The sequence below is a fragment of the Pseudomonas sp. CCNWLW23 genome (genome assembly GCF_037095675.1).
Taxonomy (GTDB): Bacteria; Pseudomonadota; Gammaproteobacteria; order Pseudomonadales; family Pseudomonadaceae; genus Aquipseudomonas; species Aquipseudomonas atacamensis.
On the sequence record NZ_JBAWKM010000007.1, the window covers coordinates 62029 to 80874 of the forward strand.

The following is an 18846-nucleotide window of genomic DNA, read 5'->3' on the forward strand; positions in this document are numbered from 1 at the left end:
GGGCGGCTGACTGCTCTGATTCCCCAGCCATTTGGCATTGCCCCGCGAAAACGCGCACTATCGAGCCATTGCCAATGCGCTGGAGGACACCGTGGCAGCAAAAATCGACCGCATCGCCCAGCTACTCAACTGCCCGGAAAAGGGCGAACAAATGCGGCGTGCAGTAACCGAGACACGTAAGGAGTTTCTGCTGAATCAGCCGGAAGAAGACCTCGTTGAAGAAGACGAGATATTCGACGAGGCTGAGGAGGAGGGGGATGACGACGATGAATATGACGAGTTTGACTGGACGACGGAGTGACGGCGTTCCAGCGATCCTGTCATCGCCCACAAAAAAGCCCCGGACCATCACAGTCCGGGGCTTTCTCGTATGATTCATGGTGCACCAGGCGGGATTCGAACCCACGACCCCTGCCTTCGGAGGGCAGTACTCTATCCAGCTGAGCTACTGGTGCAGCGGGCGACATCATACCTAGGTCGGCTCGGGGCGTCCATGCCGGGTTTGGCGGGTTTTGTCAGTGTGCGTGTCGGCGCAAAATCGCTGCATTCCTTAAAGCGGTAACGTCCTGCAAAACCCTCGCTTGGCGCTTTGGCGGGGTTGATCTAAGGTTTTTCCTGCGGCAGGGGTTTTCGGTACGTTGATCTGAAAAGCGGCATTTTTGTTCTTTTTTTCGAACGACCTATTGTCCTTTACCCCCTTTGAACCTACGATCCGTTTGAGATTTCAAACGCTCTTTGGCGGGATGTTGCAGCGCAAGTGCGCCCGGTCGTGCACTGTTGATGCGCCACAATCCGCTCACTGATTTCCCTGACGGCAGCCTTGCGAGGCGCCTTTCTACAATCATAATTTGCTCCGCGCAGGCCGCGGTGCTGTTAAGGAAAGCCGACATGCAGCTTAAAGACACCCAGTTGTTCCGCCAGCAAGCCTTCATCGATGGCGCTTGGGTCGATGCCGACAACGGTCAGACGATCAAGGTCAACAACCCGGCCACCGGCGAAATCCTCGGCACCGTGCCGAAGATGGGCGCCGCTGAAACCCGCCGTGCCATTGAAGCCGCTGACAAAGCGCTGCCGGCCTGGCGTGCGCTGACCGCCAAAGAGCGTGCCGGCAAGCTGCGTCGCTGGTTCGAACTGATGATCGAGAACCAGGACGACCTCGCGCGCCTGATGACCCTCGAGCAAGGCAAGCCGCTGGCCGAAGCCAAGGGCGAAATCGTTTACGCCGCATCGTTCATCGAGTGGTTCGCCGAAGAAGCCAAGCGCATCTACGGTGATGTGATTCCAGGCCACCAGCCGGACAAGCGCCTGATCGTGATCAAGCAGCCGATCGGCGTCACCGCTGCGATCACCCCGTGGAACTTCCCGGCGGCAATGATCACCCGCAAGGCCGGCCCGGCGCTGGCCGCCGGTTGCACCATGGTGCTCAAGCCAGCATCGCAAACTCCATTTTCCGCTTTCGCCCTCGCCGAACTGGCTCAGCGCGCGGGCATTCCGGCGGGTGTGTTCAGCGTGGTGTCCGGCAGCGCCGGTGACATCGGCAGCGAGCTGACCAGCAACCCGATCGTGCGCAAACTGTCCTTCACCGGCTCGACCGAAATCGGTCGCCAGTTGATGGCCGAATGCGCCAAGGACATCAAGAAAGTCTCGCTGGAACTGGGCGGCAACGCGCCGTTCATCGTGTTCGACGACGCCGATCTGGATAAGGCCGTCGAAGGCGCGATCATTTCCAAGTACCGCAACAACGGCCAGACCTGCGTCTGCGCCAACCGTCTGTACATTCAGGACGCGGTCTACGATGCGTTCGCCGAGAAGCTGAAAGTGGCGGTGGCCAAACTGAAGATCGGCAACGGTCTGGAAGATGGCACCACTACCGGCCCGCTGATCGACGAAAAAGCCGTGGCCAAGGTTCAGGAACACATCGCTGACGCCGTGAGCAAAGGCGCCACCGTACTGGCGGGCGGCAAGGCGATGGAAGGTAACTTCTTCGAGCCGACCATCCTCACCAACGTGCCGAAAAACGCGGCCGTGGCCAAGGAAGAAACCTTCGGTCCGCTGGCGCCGCTGTTCCGCTTCAAAGACGAAGCCGAAGTGATCGCCATGTCCAACGACACCGAATTCGGTCTGGCCTCGTATTTCTATGCACGTGACCTGGGCCGTGTGTTCCGTGTCGCCGAAGCGCTGGAGTACGGCATGGTCGGCGTCAACACCGGGCTGATCTCCAACGAAGTCGCGCCGTTCGGCGGCATCAAGGCTTCGGGCCTGGGCCGTGAAGGCTCCAAGTACGGCATCGAAGATTATCTGGAAATCAAATACCTCTGCCTGGGCATCTAAGCCGGGAAAGGGATTGCTGCAAACGCAAAGGGCACGAGAGCGCTGTCCCTTTGCGTCGTTTCAAACAGGAATTTTCTCTGCGGCCAGGAACGCCGTGGCAGTCGATCATCGCATGCTGCCACCGCCGATTTCTCCCGCTTCATCCTTGAACCACGCCGCCCGATGAGCGGCGAATGAGGACTGTAATGAGCAAGACTAACGCTGAACTGATGGCCCGCCGCACCAATGCCGTACCTCGTGGTGTTGGCCAGATTCACCCGATCTTCGCCGAGTCGGCAAAGAACGCCACCGTGACCGACGTTGAAGGTCGTGAGTTCATCGACTTCGCCGGCGGTATCGCTGTGCTGAACACCGGCCACGTGCACCCGAAAATCATCGCCGCCGTGACTGAACAGCTGAACAAGCTGACCCACACCTGCTTCCAGGTACTGGCCTACGAGCCGTACGTTGAGCTGTGCGAAAAAATCAACGCCAAAGTGCCGGGTGATTTCGCCAAGAAAACCCTGCTGGTCACCACCGGTTCCGAAGCCGTCGAAAACGCCGTGAAGATCGCCCGTGCTGCTACTGGCCGTGCCGGCGTGATCGCGTTCACCGGCGCTTACCACGGTCGCACCATGATGACCCTCGGCCTGACCGGTAAAGTCGTGCCGTACTCGGCCGGCATGGGCCTGATGCCAGGCGGCATCTTCCGCGCGTTGTACCCGAACGAACTGCACGGCGTGAGCATTGACGATTCGATCGCTTCGATCGAGCGCATCTTCAAGAACGACGCCGAGCCGAAAGACATCGCTGCGATCATCATCGAGCCGGTGCAGGGCGAAGGCGGTTTCTACGTCGCGCCGAAGGAATTCATGAAGCGTCTGCGTGCGCTGTGCGACCAGCACGGCATCCTGCTGATCGCTGACGAAGTGCAGACTGGCGCTGGCCGTACCGGCACCTTCTTCGCCATGGAACAGATGGGCGTTGCCGCCGATCTGACCACTTTCGCCAAGTCCATCGCTGGCGGCTTCCCGCTGGCCGGCGTGTGCGGCAAGGCCGAATACATGGACGCCATTGCTCCAGGCGGCCTGGGCGGCACCTACGCCGGTAGCCCGATCGCTTGCGCCGCTGCGCTGGCAGTCATGGAAGTGTTTGAAGAAGAGCAACTGCTGGACCGCTGCAAGGCTGTCGGCGAGCGCCTGGTCACCGGTTTGAAGGCGATTCAGGCCAAGTACCCGGTCATCGGTGAAGTGCGTGCGCTGGGCGCAATGATCGCGGTCGAGCTGTTTGAAAACGGCGACAGCCACAAGCCGAACCCGACTGCCGTGGCTGCCGTGGTGGCCAAGGCGCGTGACAAGGGCCTGATCCTGCTGTCCTGCGGCACTTACGGTAACGTGCTGCGTGTGCTGGTTCCGCTGACGTCGCCAGACGAGCAACTGGACAAAGGCCTGGCGATCATCGAAGAGTGCTTCTCTGAACTCTGATCCGCTCGTGTGACCCGCTCGACAAAAACCCGCTTCGGCGGGTTTTTTTCGCTCCTTGAAACGCATCGGACGGGTTTGCGCTGTATCGAATCGCCAGCATTGACTAAGGTTCAGACATTGCAAGGAGAGCGCGCATGACTGCCGTTGATTTACCCGCCGTACCCCGGGTGTTGATTGCCGAGGCCGATCCCTGGTCCCGCGACCTGCTCAAACAAGTGCTGCTCAATGTGCGCTGCGATGCGCGCCTGGATTTGTGTGCCGATGGCCAGCAGGCAATGTCGCTGCTCAGCGAGGTGCCCTATGACCTGGCCATCGTCGATTGGGAGCTGCCTGGCATCGACGGATTGCATGTGCTGCGCAGCGTCCGCCAGCGCAAACGCAATCCGCCGCTGCCGTTCATTCTGATGAGCAGCCGCAACGACAGCGCCAGCGTGCGCGAAGCGATTCCGCTCGCGCCGACGGCGTACCTGACCAAACCGTTGAACATGGAAGGCCTGACCGAGCGCTTGCAGGGGTTGCTGCTCAACGCTGGCGAAGCAGTGGTTTGCGAAATGCCGGCACTGGCGCCGGGCATGACCCTGTCGGTGTTCCTTGAACGGCGTCGCGAGCAGGCCGATGGCGCGCCGCTGATGACCGACGTGCAAGTGGCGGTCAAGCGCAGCCTCAATCCCGAGGGGCTGGACCTCAAGCTGCTGGAGGAAGAGGTCCGCACCGATCCGCAGATTACCGCCGTGCTGATCGCAGCCGCCAACAGTGCCGCGCAACACTACGGCGCGCCGGTGCAAACCCTGGCCCAGGCGCTGCACCGACTCGGCACCGGGCAGAGTATGAACCTGATTCTCGGCTTGGCGCTCAAACGTAGCGCGCGGCTCAGAGATCCATGCCTGGCGGATTACGCCGAGCGCTATTGGGGGCTGTCACTGCACACGGCGGAATACGCCCGCACGCTGGCGCGCCTGCTCGATCTGGATCAGGAGCGCTGCTATTGCGCGGGCATGCTGCATCGGCTCGGCGATCTGGCGCTGCTGCGCTGCTTGCAGGAATGGCAGCAAGCTGGCGGCGAACTGGACGAGTTGGAGGAGGTCGGTGAAGCGTTGGCGAAGTTTGGCGCCTCTTATGGCTCGGCATTGCGCACCCGCTGGCGTCTGCCGCTGGAGTTGCGCGAGTTGATTGCTTCGGCCTACCAGCTCGGTGGTGGCGTTTACAGTCGCGAGGCGCTGGTGATGCACATGGCCGCGCAGATGGCGCGGCTGACCGAGCATGAAGGCGTTGAGGAACTGGCGAAGAGCCGGACGGCGCGGTTGCTCAAGATCGGGCTGCCGGAGTTGATGCGGATGCGCAAATGACAGATCACCACATTCCAATGTGGGAGCGAGCCTGCTCGCGAAGGCGCCAGCGCAAGCAACATTTTTGTTGAAGGTGCAGGCCTCATCGCGGGCAAGCCCGCTCCCACAGGAATTGCGGCAGCCACAAAATACGGGTCAGGCCGCAATGATCCGGTTCTTGCCCTGCCGTTTCGCCTCGTACATCGCGGCATCCGCGCGGGCGAACAGGCTGTCCAGGCTTTTGTCTTCGTCGGTGAGGTTGGTCAGGCCCTGGCTTACGGTGATGCTGAATGCTTGGCCGTCGTGGTTAAAGCGCAGTCGCTGGATCTCCTGTTGCAGGCGCTCCGCCACTTGCACCGCCATCTCCGGTGCACAGCCAGGAAACACCGCAGCGAACTCCTCACCACCAATCCGCCCGAACAGGTCGCCACGGCGCAATGAGCCGCGCCCGCATTCGGCGATCCGTTGCAGCACATTGTCGCCTTCGGGGTGGCCGTAGCTGTCGTTGATCACTTTGAAATCGTCGATGTCCAGCAGCAGGAAGGCCAGCGGTGTGCCTTGGCGGCGGGCCTCGGCGAACTCGCGGTGGGCGCATTCGAAGAAGTGGCGGCGGTTGCTGCTTTGCGTCAGCACATCGGTGGTGGCCAAGCGTTGCAGCTCGGTTTCCATGTGTTTTTTGTCGGTGATGTCTTCGGCGATGCCGACGATGATCACCGGCTGCCCGGGCTCGTCCTGGCGATTGATAAAGCATTTGTCGCTGAGCCAGCGCACCTGGCCATCGGCCGCGATGATGCGGTACTCGCGATCTTCCACCGCACCTCGGTGCAGGACTTCGGCGAGGCTCTGCTCCGCGTACTCCAGATCATCGGGGTAAATGCTGTCGCGCCATTGGTTGTAGTCCGCCAGCAACAACGCGGCGGAACGGCCGAAGATCCGTTCATAGGCCGGGCTGACGTACAGCACCTGCCGGGTTTCCCAGTTGAAAGCCCAGAGCACGGCGTTGACGCTGACCAGCAGCGAACTGATCAGTTGTTCGCGCTCGCTCAGGCGCGCAACTTCGCCCTGCGCGTGCATCAGAGCCATCAGCGTTTGCGCGGCCTCGGGCCATTGGGTGAAGGTTGTGTCTTTCTGGTTGTTGTTGACCATCGGCACAAATCTCAAAGGGCGCGCCGCAATGTCGACGACGGCCACAGGACAACCCGCCGGGATGGCGAAGTGTCATTGAGATAGAGGATTTTCGGCGAAGTTCCCGACCATTACCGAGTCCCGCCGGGCGGCGGGGGGCAGGAGCCGACGATTGCAACGAGGCTGCGATCGTCGAGATTACAGCCTCGTTGCAGGTCAGGCAGTCGCAGGACGCAGCGAGTAGGTTTTCAGCTGATCAGCAAAGTCACGCAACGACTGGATGCCACTGGCCTCGGCCTCGTGAATCCATTCCTTGATGGCGGCGAGCATGTCGTGGCCATTGGAACTGGTCTTGACCCAGATCTGCTGCAAAGCCAGGCGTTTCTCGTAGATCACTTTCAGCGCATGGCTGTGTTCGAGCATGGTCTGGATGCGCAGGTGATGGCGGTCTTCCAGCAGGCTGGTTTCCCGCGACAGCAGGCGTTTGGCCCGGTGGAACTGGTGACGCACCGAATGATCGACCTTGGCCAGCTCTTGCTTGACCAGCGGGCCGATCACCAATTTGCGGTACTGGGCCATGATCTGGAAGCGGTTGTTGAGGATCGCCATGGCGGTGTCCATGTCCAGGCTGCCCTTGCCTTCGACGCGGTGGGCAATCGGTGCGACCCGCTGCACCTTGGCCAGACGCAGGAAGCAGAAGACCTTGATCCACGCCCAGCCGAGGTCGAATTCCCACTTCTTCACCGACAGCTTGGCGGAGTTGGGGTAGGTGTGATGGTTGTTGTGCAGCTCTTCGCCGCCGATCAGGATGCCCCACGGCACCAGATTGGTCGCCGCGTCACGGCATTCGAAGTTGCGGTAGCCGACGGCATGGCCGAGGCCGTTGATCACGCCAGCGGCCCACACTGGAATCCACATCATCTGGATCGCCCAGATGGTGATGCCGATGGTGCCGAACAGCAGCAGGTCGATCGCGCCCATGATCGCCACGCCCAGCAGCGGATAGCGGCTGTAGACGTTGCGTTCGATCCAGTCTTCCGGGCAGTTCTTGCCGTAGATGCGCAGGGTTTCCGGGTTCTGCGCTTCGCTGCGGTACAGCTCGGCACCGGTGCGCAGCACCGTGGACAGGCCCTTGATGACCGGGCTGTGCGGGTCATCTTCGGTTTCGCATTTGGCGTGATGTTTGCGGTGGATGGCGGTCCACTCGCGGGTGTTCTGCGCCGTGGTCAGCCACAGCCAGAAACGGAAAAAGTGTTTCAGACCCGCATTCAGCTCGAGCGAGCGATGGGCCGAGTAACGGTGCAGATAGACCGTGACGGCAACAATCGTCACATGGGTCATCAGCAGGGTGACCGCGACCAGTGACCAGGCCGACAAGCCAAGAAAACCTTCGTACCACATAGGCTATAGGGCCCTCGATAAAGATAAAAACAGCCGTTGCATTATCACTAAGCACACAGATAAAACCAGTCGCCCTTTCAGATAAGAAGTCGCTGAATGTTTCTTGACCTATAATTCCAACCTTTTTGTAGGGACATGGACGACCGAATGTCTGCGACTTACCGCGATGCCTTGCGTGCAGCGCTGCTCTACCTCGTACTCGCCGCCGTGTGGCTGCAGGTTTCCGATCATTTATTAAGCAGATTCTTCGATAACTCCAGTGGGCTGGCCCGCTGGCAACTGATCAACGGTTATTTGCTGGCAGCGGTCAGCGCCGGGCTGATTTTTCTCGCGCGGGCGCGGCTGTGTCGGTTTCTCGGCATCGGTGCCCGCCTGCGCGAGCGCCACAGCGACCGTGAGCGTCTGCGTCAAGCGGCCGCCGTGTTCGATTGCACCCGTGAAGGCGTGCTGGTTACCGATCACCGGGGCCTGATCGTCCACGTCAACCGCGCCTTTATCGAGATCACCGGTTATCGGCGCGACGAAGTCATCGGCCAGCAGCCGAGTCTGTTCAAGTCCGGCCATCATCCGCCGGGCTTCTATCAGGCGATGTTCGCCACCCTTGAGGCTGAAGGTGAATGGAGCGGCGAGATCTGGAACCGGCGCAAGACCGGCGAGATTTATCCACAGTGGCAGACCATTCGGGTGATTAACGATGATTTCGGCCGGCTCAGCCATTACGTGGCGGTGTTCTCCGACATCAGTGCGATCAAGGATTCCGAGTCCGAACTCAAACACCTGGCGCATCACGATCCGTTGACCGATCTGCCCAATCGCCTGCTGTTCAGCGACCGCGCCGAGCAGGCGTTGGCTTCCGCGCAGACACACAAGCGTGGCTGCGCGCTGCTGATGCTTGATCTGGATCATTTCAAGCTGATCAACGACAGCCTCGGCCATAACGTCGGCGACCGATTGCTCAAAGCGGTGGCGACGCGGTTGCAGGCATTGTTCGGCCCCGGCATCACCCTCGCACGGCTCGGCGGTGACGAGTTCGCGGTACTCGCGGAAAGTTGTCCACAGCCGGCCCAGGCCGCCGCGCTGGCGCAACGGACTCTGGACGCGTTGAAGGAGCCGGTGCTGGTAGATGGCAATCAACTGTTCATCAACGCAAGCATCGGTATCAGCCTGTTCCCCAGCGACGCCTTGAGCGCCGAGCAGTTGTTACGCAATGCCGACAGTGCGCTGTTCAAGGCCAAAAGCAGCGGACGCAATGGCTACGCGCTGTATACCGAAGAGCTGACCGCCCATGCCCAGCAACGGGTCGAAATCGCCTTCGAGCTGCGCCGTGCACTGGAGCAGGAGGAGTTGCGCGTCTACTACCAACCGGTGCATGACCTGCACAGCAGCCGTCTGATCGGCGTCGAGGCACTGGTGCGCTGGCAGCATCCGCAGCGCGGGCTGGTGTCGCCGGCAGAATTCATTCCGATTGCCGAGCGCACCGGGCTGATCGCCGAGATCGATGCCTGGGTGATGCAGCAGGCCTGCCGACAGATGTGCCAATGGCAGCAGAGCGGTGTGGTGCTGGCGTTCGTCGCGGTGAATGTTTCGTCGCGGCTGTTTGCCCGGCGTGAGCTTTACCAGCAGGTGGCGCAGGTGCTGCACGACACCGGGCTGGATCCGGCGTATCTGGAACTGGAAGTTACCGAAAGCGCGGTGATGGATGATCCCGAAGTGGCGCTGGAACAGATGCATCGCTTGCGCGAGCTGGGTGTGCGTCTGGCCATCGATGATTTCGGCACCGGCTATTCGTCGTTGCTGCGGCTCAAGCGCCTGCCGGTGCAGAAACTCAAGATCGATCAGGGCTTCGTCGCCGGGTTGCCGTGGGATGAGGATGACGTGGCGATTGTCCGGGTGATCATCGCGCTGGCGCGGAGCATGGGTATGCAGGTGCATGCCGAGGGGATCGAGCAGGCTGAGCAGGCGGCATTTCTGTTGGCGCAGGAATGCGATCTGGGGCAGGGCTACTGGTTTGGGCGGCCGGTGTCTGCGGATCGGCTTGATTGGGCGAAAACGCCATTGATTGGCTGAAAAGACCTATCTGGCTATCACCGACCTTGTGGTGAGGGGATTTATCCCCGTTGGGTCGCGTAGCGGCCCCAAGAAATGGGACTGCTACGCAGTCCACCGGGGATGAATCCCCTCGCCACAAGTGCTCTTGACGATTTCAAATCAGCGCAAACCCCTTGCCCTTTCTCATATTATTTTTTGGTTATATAAACATTCTTAAATAGTCTTTTTAAGAATATTCCTGCCTCTCTTATATTGCTCCCACGCCGAACGCAGTGCCGCCCACTGCCAGGCAAATCCCATTCAAAGGAGCAGCACCATGAGCGCATCCCTTCGCAGCGTTGACGGTCAGGACGAAAGCACCATCTTGCGGGAAATCCAGAGCGCCCTGCGCGATCTGCGGTTCGGCGCGGTCGAGATCACTGTGCACAACGCGCAAGTCGTACAGATCGAACGTAAAGAGAAATTTCGTTTGCAGCAACCCGGTAAACAACCGGGCTGAAATCAAAAGATCGCAGCCTGCGGCGGCTCCTACAGGGGGCTGTGTGCAGGAGCTGGCGAAGGCGGCGATCTTTGAAACGGGACCGATTCCAGCAATACACAAGAAAAAGCCACCACCAGGAATTCCAGGAGCTTTCACCATGTCGTCGATTCGCCGTTATGCTTTGGCCGCGCTGGCCAGTGCCGTGTTTGCCGGTTCCGCCGTTGCCAAGGATTACGAGCTGCTCAACGTGTCGTATGACCCGACGCGCGAGCTGTATCAGGAATACAACGCCGAATTCATCAAATTCTGGCAGCAGGATCATGCCGGCGACACGGTGAAAATCCAGCAGTCCCATGGCGGTTCGGGCAAGCAGGGCCGTGCGGTGATCGACGGTCTGCGGGCTGACGTGGTGACCCTGGCCCTGGCTGGCGACATCGATGAAATCGCCAAGCTCGGCAAGAGCCTGCCCGCCGACTGGCAGAAGCGTCTGCCGGAAGCGAGCACGCCGTACACCTCGACCATCGTGTTCCTGGTGCGCAAGGGCAACCCGAAAGGCATCAAGGACTGGGGCGATCTGGTCAAGAACGACGTTTCGGTGATCACGCCGAACCCGAAAACCTCGGGCGGTGCGCGCTGGAACTTCCTCGCCGCGTGGGCCTATGGCCTGAAAGCCAACGGCGGTGATGAGGCCAAGGCCAAGGAATACGTACAAACCCTGTTCAAGCACGTGCCGATCCTCGACACCGGCGCCCGTGGTTCGACCATCACCTTCGTCAACAACGGTCAGGGCGACGTGTTGCTGGCCTGGGAAAACGAAGCGTTCCTGGCGCTGAAAGAAGATGGCGGCGCAGACAAGTTCGACATCGTCGTGCCGTCGCTGTCGATCCTCGCCGAACCACCCGTGGCGGTGGTCGACAAGAATGCCGAGAAGAAGGGCAACGCGCAGATCGCCGAAGCCTACCTCAAGCATCTGTACAGCCCGGCCGGCCAGGAAATCGCCGCGAAAAACTTCTATCGTCCACGTGACAAGGACGTAGCGGCCAAGTACGCCCAGCAGTTCCCGAAACTGGAACTGGTGACCATCGACAAGGACTTCGGCGGCTGGAAATCCGCGCAGCCGAAATTCTTCAACGACGGCGGCGTGTTCGACCAGATTTATCAGGCGCAGTAATCTCGCCTTCAACCGGCCTGATGTCTGGGCACATGACATGTGGGACTGAGCTTTTGTAGTGAGGGGATAAATCCCCTCACCACAGGGCTCGCTCCCACATTGATGCGTTTTCAACCAGGGACTTTTATGTCGCGTCGTATCTCCCCCGTCATACCCGGCTTCGGGCTGACGCTGGGTTACACCTTGGTGTACCTCAGCCTGATTGTGCTTATCCCGCTGGCGGCGATGTTCGTCCACGCCGCCCAGCTGACCTGGGATCAGTTCTGGACGATCATCTCCGCACCGCGGGTACTGGCGGCATTGAAGCTGAGCTTCGGCACCGCGCTGTGCGCGGCGATCATCAACGGCATCATCGGCACGTTGCTGGCCTGGGTGCTGGTGCGCTACACCTTCCCCGGGCGCAAGGTGATCGACGCGATGATCGATCTGCCGTTCGCCCTGCCGACAGCCGTGGCCGGTATTGCGCTGACCGCGCTGTACGCGCCGGCCGGGCTGGTCGGGCAATTTGCCGCTGACCTCGGTTTCAAGATCGCCTACACCCCGCTGGGCATCACCCTCGCACTGACCTTCGTCACGCTGCCGTTCGTGGTGCGCACGGTGCAACCGGTACTGGCCGATATTCCCCGTGAAGTCGAAGAAGCGGCGGCGTGCCTGGGTGCGAAGCCATGGCAGGTGTTTCGCCACATTCTGGTTCCGGCCTTGCTGCCCGCCTGGCTGACCGGTTTTGCCCTGGCGTTCGCGCGTGGCGTCGGCGAGTACGGTTCGGTGATTTTCATCGCCGGCAACATGCCGATGAAAACCGAGATCCTGCCGCTGCTGATCATGGTCAAACTCGACCAGTACGATTACACCGGCGCTACCGCCATTGGCGTACTGATGCTGGTGGTTTCCTTCATCCTGTTGCTGCTGATCAACTTGCTGCAGCGGCGCATCGAAACCCCATAAGGAGGCGCGAACATGTCCCAATCGTCCATTGCGGCCGCCTCTTCGGCCAACGCTGCACGCCGTGGCAGTGCCACTTCGCGCAGAGTCCTGATCGGTCTTGGCTGGCTGATTTTTTTCCTGTTTCTGCTGCTGCCGTTGTTCATCGTCGTATCGCAAGGTCTGAAAAACGGTCTCGGTGCGTTCTTCACCGCGATCTTTGAGCCGGACGCGCTTTCGGCACTGAAACTCACCGTATTCGCGGTGCTGATTTCGGTGCCGCTGAACCTGGTATTCGGCGTCAGTGCGGCATGGTGCGTGAGCAAATACTCGTTCCGTGGCAAGAGCATGCTGGTGACGCTGATCGACCTGCCGTTCTCGGTGTCGCCGGTGATTGCCGGTCTGGTCTACGTGCTGATGTTCGGTGCGCAGGGCCTGTTCGGGCCGTGGTTGCAGGATCACGACATCCAGATCGTCTTCGCCCTGCCGGGCATCGTGCTGGCGACGATTTTTGTCACCGTGCCGTTCGTGGCCCGTGAACTGATCCCGCTAATGCAGGAACAAGGCACCCAAGAGGAAGAAGCCGCGCGTCTGCTCGGCGCCAATGGCTGGCAGATGTTCTGGCACGTCACCGTGCCCAACATCAAGTGGGGCCTGATTTACGGCGTGGTGCTGTGTACCGCGCGGGCTATGGGCGAGTTCGGTGCGGTGTCGGTGGTTTCCGGGCACATTCGCGGGGTGACCAACACCTTGCCGCTGCACGTCGAGATCCTCTACAACGAATACAACCACGTGGCCGCGTTTGCCGTGGCGAGCCTGTTGCTGATCCTGGCGCTCTTCATCCTGCTGCTCAAGCAGTGGAGCGAAAACCGTATCAACCGCCTGCGCGCCAGCGCCGCGGAGGAATAATTCATGTCGATCGAAGTGCGTAACGTCAGCAAGAATTTCAACGCGTTCAAGGCGCTGGACAACATCACCCTGGATATCCACAGCGGTGAGCTGGTCGCGCTGCTTGGCCCGTCGGGCTGCGGCAAAACCACCTTGCTGCGCATTATTGCCGGTCTGGAAACCCCGGATCAGGGCAACATCGTTTTTCACGGCGAAGACGTTTCCGGCCACGACGTGCGTGATCGCAACGTCGGTTTCGTGTTCCAGCATTACGCCTTGTTCCGCCACATGACGGTGTTCGACAACGTCGCGTTCGGCCTGCGCATGAAACCAAAAAACCAGCGCCCGAGCGAAAGCCAGATCGCCACCAAGGTTCATGAACTGCTGAACATGGTGCAACTGGACTGGCTGTCGGATCGCTACCCGGAGCAGTTGTCCGGTGGCCAGCGTCAGCGTATCGCGTTGGCCCGTGCTTTGGCGGTGGAGCCGAAAGTGCTGCTGCTGGATGAACCGTTCGGCGCCCTCGATGCCAAGGTGCGCAAGGAACTGCGGCGCTGGTTGGCGCGGCTGCACGAAGATATCAACCTGACTTCGGTGTTCGTGACCCACGACCAGGAAGAAGCGATGGAAGTCGCCGACCGCATCGTGGTGATGAACAAGGGTGTGATCGAGCAGATCGGCTCACCGGGCGATGTCTACGAAAACCCGGCCAGCGACTTCGTTTATCACTTCCTCGGCGACTCGAACCGCTTGCTGCTGAGCGATGACAACCATGTGCTGTTCCGCCCGCACGAAGTATCGTTGTCCAAGCATGAGCTGGAAGATCACCACGCCGCTGAAGTGCGCGATATCCGCCCGCTGGGCGCGACTACCCGGGTGACCTTGAAAGTGGAGGGGCAGACCGATCTGATCGAAGCGGAAGTGGTCAAGGATCACGACAGCCTGATCGGTCTGGCCAAGGGTGAGACCTTGTTCTTCAAGCCGAAGGTCTGGCAGAAAGTCGCCAATATTTAAAGGCAAAAGCTTCGCGAGCAGGCTCGCTCCCACAGGGAAAACTCATTCCAAATGTGGGAGCGAGCCTGTTCGCGAATACGATCTAGACAGCAGCGCGATTCGGATTGACCCGCACCACCCCCGCCCGCAACTCGATCTCTTGTTTCAATTCCTGCCGCAGCCCGAGCAAGAACGCCAGCTCGGCCACGACAAACAACGGCCCGACAATCAGCCCGCTGATGTCATCGACAAATGCCGGTTTGCGCCCTTCATAGTGATGCCCGACAAACTGGATCACCCAGCCGATCACGAACATCGCCAAGCCGCTGCTCAGCCAGACCAGGGTGCTCTGCTGCGCCAGCGTATGCCCGGCCCACACCGATAGCCCCATCAGTACGGTCATCAATACACCGAGCTTCAACTCCAGACGCAGGTAAAACCACGCCGAGGCCAGCGCCACCACAACGGCTGGAGATATCCACAGCCCGCCCAGCTCCCACTGCGGCCGAGACAGCAGGACAGCCACCGCCACCACGATCAGCGGAATGCCGATAAAGTGGCTGGCGATGTTGCGCGGGTCGCGGTGGTAGGCGGCGTATTGACTGAGGTGGTCGACGAGGTTTTTCATTGTTGTTCCTCCAGTGGGGTTGAATGCATCATCCCTCGGGATCCGCGTTCGCTCTGTCGGGCAGGCGACACTCCAGGAGTGGTTATGCAAATTCGTGCACGGTTGCTCAGCGGCCAGTGGTTCAGTCATTTGCCTGCATCTTTTCAGGATAGCCTGCTGGCGCTGGCCCGGGAGCGGCGGCTGACGGCGGGACAACGACTGTTCCAGCGTGGCGATGCGCCGTGCGGTCTGTACGCGGTGCTCGATGGCGCAGTGCGTATCGGCGCGGTGAGCGAGCAAGGCAAGGAGGCGTTGTTGAGTCTGGTTGAGGCGCCGCACTGGTTCGGCGAAATCTGCCTGTTCGATGGTCAGCCACGCACCCATGACGCCTATGCGGTCGGGCCGTGTACCTTGCTGAATATTCCCCAGGCGACGATGCTCAAATTGCTCGACGAACAGCCGCAGTACTGGCGGCATCTGGCGCTGTTGATGAGCCACAAATTGCGCCTGGCCTTCATCAATCTCGAACAGCTGAGCCTGCTGCCAGCCCCGGCACGTCTGGCGCATCGCTTGCTGATGATCGCCGAAGGCTACGGCGAACTCGACGCACCGCGTCGGGTGCTGCAACTGCCGCAGGAGCAGTTGGCAGCGATGCTGTCGCTGTCGCGGCAGACCACCAATCAGATCCTCAAGGATCTGCAGGGGCAGGGGATTATCGGGTTGGCTTACGGCGAGATCGAAATCCTCGATGCCGCAAGACTGCGTGCCCTGGCCACGATCTAAAAACTGAAACCGATCCAATGTCGGAACTGGCACCTGTGGCGAGGGGATTTATCCCCGCTGGGGCGCGAAGCGGCCCTGAAAAAGGGACTGCTGCGCACGCCAGCGGGGATAAACCCCTCACCACAAAGGCTCACTCCTACAAAGGATCTGTGTTTATCTTACGACCCGCGATAGGTCGAGAAACCGTACGGGCTCAGCAGCAGCGGGATGTGGTAGTGCTGATCTGTCTGCTTGACCTGAAAGATCACCGGAATTTCCGGGAAGAACGTCTCGTGCTTGATCTTCTGGTAGTACTCGCCGGTCTTGAACACCACGCGGTATTCACCTGCTTCAAAAGGCTGTTTGGCCGGGAAAAGCTCGGCGATCCGCCCTTGCTCGTTGGTGGTGCCTTGGGCCAGTGGTTGCCAGTTTTCGCCGACGTGTTTTTCCAAGGTGACATTGATGCCCGGTGACGGCAGGCCGTTTTCCAGGTTGAGCACGTGCACGCTCAGCGGATTGCCGGCGGCCAGCGCCAGGCTGGAAACAGCGCTCAGGCCGAGCACGGCGAGGGTCATGCGCAGGGTGGTCATGGTGTATCTCCTTAGTGGGAACGGGTGATGCTCAGGCCGGCTTTGTCGGCGGCGGCGCGGGCGCAGTTTTCGTCTTGTTCACCGCCGCCGGAACCGGCCACGCCCATGGCGCCGACCAGTTCGCTGCCGGCGAACAACGGAATGCCGCCGCCGAGCAAAAGCAATTCATCGAGGGTGTTGAGGTTGGCGGTTTCCGGGTTGCTGCGGGCGCGCTCGGCGAACAGCCGCGTCGGCGTCTTGGTCGACAGCGCGGTGTAGGCCTTGCGTTGGCTGGCGGCGGTGTTGTGCGGCCCGACGCCGTCACCACGCAACGTCACCAGCAAGTTACCGCCACGGTCGAGCACCGACACCGTGCCGGTGCAACTGCTCATCGCCTTGTCCGCCAGCCAGCGTGCGGTTTTCAGGTCGAGATCGGCGTGGCGCGGCAGTTCTGGCGTGGCACTTGCAGCGCCGCTGAGGCCGAGGATCAGGCTGGCGACAAGGTATTTGACGGTCATGTGCAGGCTCCGAATGGGAAGGTCTGCACCTTAACCGGCGCACTTCGTCAGAACCCCGTCAGGCGGATTACAAGTTTGTAATGGGCAACGGCGCCGAACACGCCTAGCCTGTGTGCCTGATCAATCGAGGTGTGCCATGCGTTTGCTGGTCGTAGAAGATGAAACCAAAACCGCCAACTTCCTCGCCAAGGGCCTGGGCGAGTCGGGTTTCGCCGTGGATGTTGCGCTCAATGGCCTCGACGGCCGCTATTTTATCGAGCAGCAGGAATACGACCTGATCATCCTCGACGTGATGCTGCCCGGTCTAAACGGCTGGCAATTGCTCCAGCTGATCCGCCAGCGCGGCGCTACACCGGTGCTGTTTCTCACCGCCAAGGACGCCATCGAAGACCGCGTCCGTGGTCTTGAGCTGGGCGCCGATGACTACCTGCTCAAACCCTTCGCCTTCGCCGAACTGCTCGCGCGCGTGCGCACGCTGCTGCGGCGCGGGCCGATGCGCGAAGCCGAGTCGTACAGCATCGCCGACCTGGAAATCGACGTGCTGCGCCGCCGGGTCAGTCGCGGCGGCCAGCGCATTGCCCTGACCAACAAGGAATTCGCCCTGTTGCAGCTGCTCGCCAGCCGCCAGGGCGAAGTGCTTTCGCGCACGCTGATCGCCTCGCAGGTGTGGAACCTGAATTTCGACAGCGACACCAACATGGTCGAAGTCGCCGTCCGGCGTCTGCGCGCGAAGGTTGACGACCCGTACATGCCGAAACTTATCCACACCGTGCGTGGCGTCGGTTATCAACTGGAAGCGCCGGACGATGTGGAGTAAGTCGATCGCCTGGCGATTGGCGCTGGCCTTCGCCATGGTCTGCGCGCTGGTGCTGAGCGCAATCGGCGTGTTTCTCTACCGCTCGCTGGCCTCGGAATTGGCCTTTCGTGACGACATGGCCCTGCTCGGTCGCCTCGAGCAAGTACGCGCCTTGCTCGCCGACAGCGACAGCCTCGACGCCTTGCAGGCGCGGCCACGGTTGTATCAGAACATGCTCGGTAATCTCGACAGTCTGCTGCTGGTGCGCCGGGCCGACGGCTCCAGCGTGATCACAATCAACCCGCGCCAGCGTGAATTGCCGGCGCTCAATGCATTAGCGCGAGAGCAAATGCCGCAGCGCCGTGACGTGCTCACCTGGCAGGCCAGTGACGGCGCGGAGCTGGCCTTGCTGTCCGGCCAGGCCCAAGGCCCCAACGGTGAAACCCTGACGGTGATCGCCGGCAAAGTGCTCAGCGAGCGCGAGCAGATGCTCGGCAGTTATCGCCTGCGTCTGTACCTGTCCGTCGGCCTCGGCGCGGTGCTCGCGTTTGCTCTGGGCCTGTTATTGCTGCGGCGTGGCTTGCGGCCTTTGCATCAGTTGAGCGAAGCGGTGCGCAGCATCGATCTGCGCAGCCTCGATCGACGCCTGCCCACCGAGGGCACACCGACCGAACTGCGCGAGCCGGTGCACGCGCTCAACACCATGCTGGCGCGGCTGGACGACAGCGTGCAGCGCCTGTCGCAATTCTCCGCCGACCTCGCCCACGAAATCCGCACGCCGCTGCACACCTTGCTCGCCAGCAACGGCCAGGCCCTGAACCATCCGCGCAGCACGGCCGAATATCAGGAAGTGTTGGCCTCGAACATGGAAGAGTTCGAACGGCTCAAGCGCATGGCCGAGAACCTGATGTTCCTCGCCCGCGCCGAACAGGCCGAACGTGCGCTCAATCTGCACACGCTGGACTTGCGCAACGTCGGCGACGAACTCTGCGATTACTTCGAAGCCCTGGCCGATGATCGCGATCTTCAACTGCAAAACCGCATGCACGGCGAACTGCTCGCCGACCAGCAACTGCTGCAACGCGCCCTCGGCAACCTGCTGGCCAACGCCGTACGCCACGCCGACCCCGGCACCCTGATCAGCCTGCAACGGTTCGATGAACCGGGTATGTGCTGGCTGCAAGTGCACAACCACGGCCCGGTCATCGCGCCTGAGCATCTGGGCAAACTGTTCGACCGTTTCTACCGCGTCGATCCTTCACGTGCGGAACCGGGAGACTCGGGCGGGCTGGGGTTGGCGATCGTGCAGTCGATCATGCAATTGCATGGCGGGCGGGTGCGGGTGAGGAGTGACGCCGACGGCACTGTTTTTGAGCTGGGGTTTGTGGGGCGCTGTTAAGACGTTAGCGATGGCTGACCATCTACGCTAAGCTCATTTAATTGCAT

The 18846-nt window shown here is 60.9% G+C and carries 18 protein-coding genes and 1 tRNA gene; 13 read left to right on the forward strand and 6 right to left on the reverse strand.

Going from position 1 to position 18846, the window contains the following annotated elements:
* Positions 1–31 precede the first annotated feature (31 nt).
* Positions 32–301: a hypothetical protein gene (locus V8J63_RS11350; protein WP_336464059.1), complete on the forward strand. Its 270-nt coding sequence runs from the start codon at positions 32–34 to the stop codon at positions 299–301.
* A gap of 77 nt (positions 302–378) precedes the next feature.
* Here the strand turns inward: V8J63_RS11350 and V8J63_RS11355 are convergent.
* Positions 379–455, reverse strand: a tRNA-Arg gene (locus V8J63_RS11355).
* Between the two features lie 433 nt (positions 456–888).
* Between V8J63_RS11355 and gabD the strand changes: the two genes are divergently transcribed.
* The 3 genes from gabD (at position 889) to V8J63_RS11370 (ending at position 5140) form a co-directional block, all read left to right on the forward strand.
* A complete protein-coding gene (gene gabD / locus V8J63_RS11360; protein WP_024011131.1) occupies positions 889–2331 on the forward strand; it encodes an NADP-dependent succinate-semialdehyde dehydrogenase in 1443 nt (480 codons plus the stop codon).
* Positions 2332–2516: 185 nt separating this feature from the next.
* Complete coding sequence (gene gabT / locus V8J63_RS11365; RefSeq protein ID WP_016772251.1) at positions 2517–3794, forward strand: 4-aminobutyrate--2-oxoglutarate transaminase; 1278 nt, start codon at positions 2517–2519, stop codon at positions 3792–3794.
* A 134-nt stretch (positions 3795–3928) separates the two neighbouring features.
* The gene (locus tag V8J63_RS11370) at positions 3929–5140 is read left to right on the forward strand and encodes a response regulator (RefSeq protein WP_130887568.1); all 1212 of its coding nucleotides are present in this window, start codon (positions 3929–3931) and stop codon (positions 5138–5140) included.
* A 135-nt stretch (positions 5141–5275) separates the two neighbouring features.
* On the opposite strand, the gene V8J63_RS11375 is transcribed toward V8J63_RS11370, so the two are convergent.
* Complete coding sequence (locus V8J63_RS11375; RefSeq protein ID WP_016772249.1) at positions 5276–6265, reverse strand: GGDEF domain-containing protein; 990 nt, start codon at positions 6263–6265, stop codon at positions 5276–5278.
* A 195-nt stretch (positions 6266–6460) separates the two neighbouring features.
* Positions 6461–7645 (reverse strand): delta-9 fatty acid desaturase DesA, encoded by a 1185-nt coding sequence (desA, locus tag V8J63_RS11380; protein ID WP_130887569.1) that lies wholly within the window; start codon positions 7643–7645, stop codon positions 6461–6463.
* 147 nt (positions 7646–7792) lie between these two features.
* On the opposite strand from desA, the gene dibA reads away from it, so the two are divergent.
* The 6 genes from dibA to V8J63_RS11410 all read left to right on the forward strand — a co-directional run bounded on the left by dibA (position 7793) and on the right by V8J63_RS11410 (position 14169).
* Positions 7793–9712: a phosphodiesterase DibA gene (gene dibA / locus V8J63_RS11385; protein WP_130887570.1), complete on the forward strand. Its 1920-nt coding sequence runs from the start codon at positions 7793–7795 to the stop codon at positions 9710–9712.
* Between the two features lie 298 nt (positions 9713–10010).
* Complete coding sequence (gene oscA, locus V8J63_RS11390) at positions 10011–10193, forward strand: sulfur starvation response protein OscA (RefSeq protein WP_007917682.1); 183 nt, start codon at positions 10011–10013, stop codon at positions 10191–10193.
* A gap of 139 nt (positions 10194–10332) precedes the next feature.
* Positions 10333–11346, forward strand: coding sequence for a sulfate ABC transporter substrate-binding protein (locus V8J63_RS11395; protein WP_024011134.1), 1014 nt, complete (start codon positions 10333–10335; stop codon positions 11344–11346).
* 126 nt (positions 11347–11472) lie between these two features.
* Positions 11473–12291: a sulfate ABC transporter permease subunit CysT gene (gene cysT, locus V8J63_RS11400; protein ID WP_016772245.1), complete on the forward strand. Its 819-nt coding sequence runs from the start codon at positions 11473–11475 to the stop codon at positions 12289–12291.
* A 12-nt stretch (positions 12292–12303) separates the two neighbouring features.
* Positions 12304–13176: a sulfate ABC transporter permease subunit CysW gene (gene cysW / locus V8J63_RS11405; RefSeq protein WP_041477435.1), complete on the forward strand. Its 873-nt coding sequence runs from the start codon at positions 12304–12306 to the stop codon at positions 13174–13176.
* A gap of 3 nt (positions 13177–13179) precedes the next feature.
* Positions 13180–14169, forward strand: coding sequence for a sulfate/molybdate ABC transporter ATP-binding protein (locus tag V8J63_RS11410; RefSeq protein ID WP_336464060.1), 990 nt, complete (start codon positions 13180–13182; stop codon positions 14167–14169).
* Between the two features lie 82 nt (positions 14170–14251).
* On the opposite strand, the gene V8J63_RS11415 is transcribed toward V8J63_RS11410, so the two are convergent.
* Positions 14252–14776, reverse strand: a complete 525-nt coding sequence (locus tag V8J63_RS11415) for an Mpo1 family 2-hydroxy fatty acid dioxygenase (protein WP_336464061.1) — start codon at positions 14774–14776, stop codon at positions 14252–14254.
* Between the two features lie 84 nt (positions 14777–14860).
* Here V8J63_RS11415 and V8J63_RS11420 point away from each other — a divergent pair, with 84 nt between their 5' ends.
* Positions 14861–15538, forward strand: a complete 678-nt coding sequence (locus V8J63_RS11420; RefSeq protein WP_024011137.1) for a Crp/Fnr family transcriptional regulator — start codon at positions 14861–14863, stop codon at positions 15536–15538.
* Between the two features lie 158 nt (positions 15539–15696).
* Here V8J63_RS11420 and uraH read toward each other — a convergent pair whose 3' ends face one another.
* Together uraH and V8J63_RS11430 are read right to left on the reverse strand one after the other, a co-directional pair.
* Positions 15697–16107, reverse strand: a complete 411-nt coding sequence (gene uraH, locus V8J63_RS11425) for a hydroxyisourate hydrolase (RefSeq protein ID WP_039756340.1) — start codon at positions 16105–16107, stop codon at positions 15697–15699.
* A gap of 11 nt (positions 16108–16118) precedes the next feature.
* The gene (locus V8J63_RS11430; RefSeq protein ID WP_122611176.1) at positions 16119–16604 is read right to left on the reverse strand and encodes a GlcG/HbpS family heme-binding protein; all 486 of its coding nucleotides are present in this window, start codon (positions 16602–16604) and stop codon (positions 16119–16121) included.
* A 136-nt stretch (positions 16605–16740) separates the two neighbouring features.
* Between V8J63_RS11430 and V8J63_RS11435 the strand changes: the two genes are divergently transcribed.
* Positions 16741–17421, forward strand: a complete 681-nt coding sequence (locus tag V8J63_RS11435; RefSeq protein WP_125925854.1) for a heavy metal response regulator transcription factor — start codon at positions 16741–16743, stop codon at positions 17419–17421.
* Positions 17411–18799: a heavy metal sensor histidine kinase gene (locus V8J63_RS11440; RefSeq protein WP_130902971.1), complete on the forward strand. Its 1389-nt coding sequence runs from the start codon at positions 17411–17413 to the stop codon at positions 18797–18799. Before V8J63_RS11435 ends, V8J63_RS11440 begins: the two co-directional genes overlap by 11 nt.
* The last annotated feature ends 47 nt before the right edge of the window (positions 18800–18846 follow it).

What these genes read in the sequence shown, in the direction of transcription:
- gabD (WP_024011131.1), top strand. Translation starts at nt 889, where the DNA reads ATGCAGCTTAAAGACACCCAGTTGTTCCGCCAGCAAGCCTTCATCGAT.
- gabT (WP_016772251.1), top strand. Translation starts at nt 2,517, where the DNA reads ATGAGCAAGACTAACGCTGAACTGATGGCCCGCCGCACCAATGCCGTA.
- V8J63_RS11370 (WP_130887568.1), top strand. Translation starts at nt 3,929, where the DNA reads ATGACTGCCGTTGATTTACCCGCCGTACCCCGGGTGTTGATTGCCGAG.
- V8J63_RS11375 (WP_016772249.1), bottom strand. Translation starts at nt 6,265, where the DNA reads ATGGTCAACAACAACCAGAAAGACACAACCTTCACCCAATGGCCCGAG.
- desA (WP_130887569.1), bottom strand. Translation starts at nt 7,645, where the DNA reads ATGTGGTACGAAGGTTTTCTTGGCTTGTCGGCCTGGTCACTGGTCGCG.
- dibA (WP_130887570.1), top strand. Translation starts at nt 7,793, where the DNA reads ATGTCTGCGACTTACCGCGATGCCTTGCGTGCAGCGCTGCTCTACCTC.
- oscA (WP_007917682.1), top strand. Translation starts at nt 10,011, where the DNA reads ATGAGCGCATCCCTTCGCAGCGTTGACGGTCAGGACGAAAGCACCATC.
- V8J63_RS11395 (WP_024011134.1), top strand. Translation starts at nt 10,333, where the DNA reads ATGTCGTCGATTCGCCGTTATGCTTTGGCCGCGCTGGCCAGTGCCGTG.
- cysT (WP_016772245.1), top strand. Translation starts at nt 11,473, where the DNA reads ATGTCGCGTCGTATCTCCCCCGTCATACCCGGCTTCGGGCTGACGCTG.
- cysW (WP_041477435.1), top strand. Translation starts at nt 12,304, where the DNA reads ATGTCCCAATCGTCCATTGCGGCCGCCTCTTCGGCCAACGCTGCACGC.
- V8J63_RS11410 (WP_336464060.1), top strand. Translation starts at nt 13,180, where the DNA reads ATGTCGATCGAAGTGCGTAACGTCAGCAAGAATTTCAACGCGTTCAAG.
- V8J63_RS11415 (WP_336464061.1), bottom strand. Translation starts at nt 14,776, where the DNA reads ATGAAAAACCTCGTCGACCACCTCAGTCAATACGCCGCCTACCACCGC.
- V8J63_RS11420 (WP_024011137.1), top strand. Translation starts at nt 14,861, where the DNA reads ATGCAAATTCGTGCACGGTTGCTCAGCGGCCAGTGGTTCAGTCATTTG.
- uraH (WP_039756340.1), bottom strand. Translation starts at nt 16,107, where the DNA reads ATGACCACCCTGCGCATGACCCTCGCCGTGCTCGGCCTGAGCGCTGTT.
- V8J63_RS11430 (WP_122611176.1), bottom strand. Translation starts at nt 16,604, where the DNA reads ATGACCGTCAAATACCTTGTCGCCAGCCTGATCCTCGGCCTCAGCGGC.
- V8J63_RS11435 (WP_125925854.1), top strand. Translation starts at nt 16,741, where the DNA reads ATGCGTTTGCTGGTCGTAGAAGATGAAACCAAAACCGCCAACTTCCTC.
- V8J63_RS11440 (WP_130902971.1), top strand. Translation starts at nt 17,411, where the DNA reads ATGTGGAGTAAGTCGATCGCCTGGCGATTGGCGCTGGCCTTCGCCATG.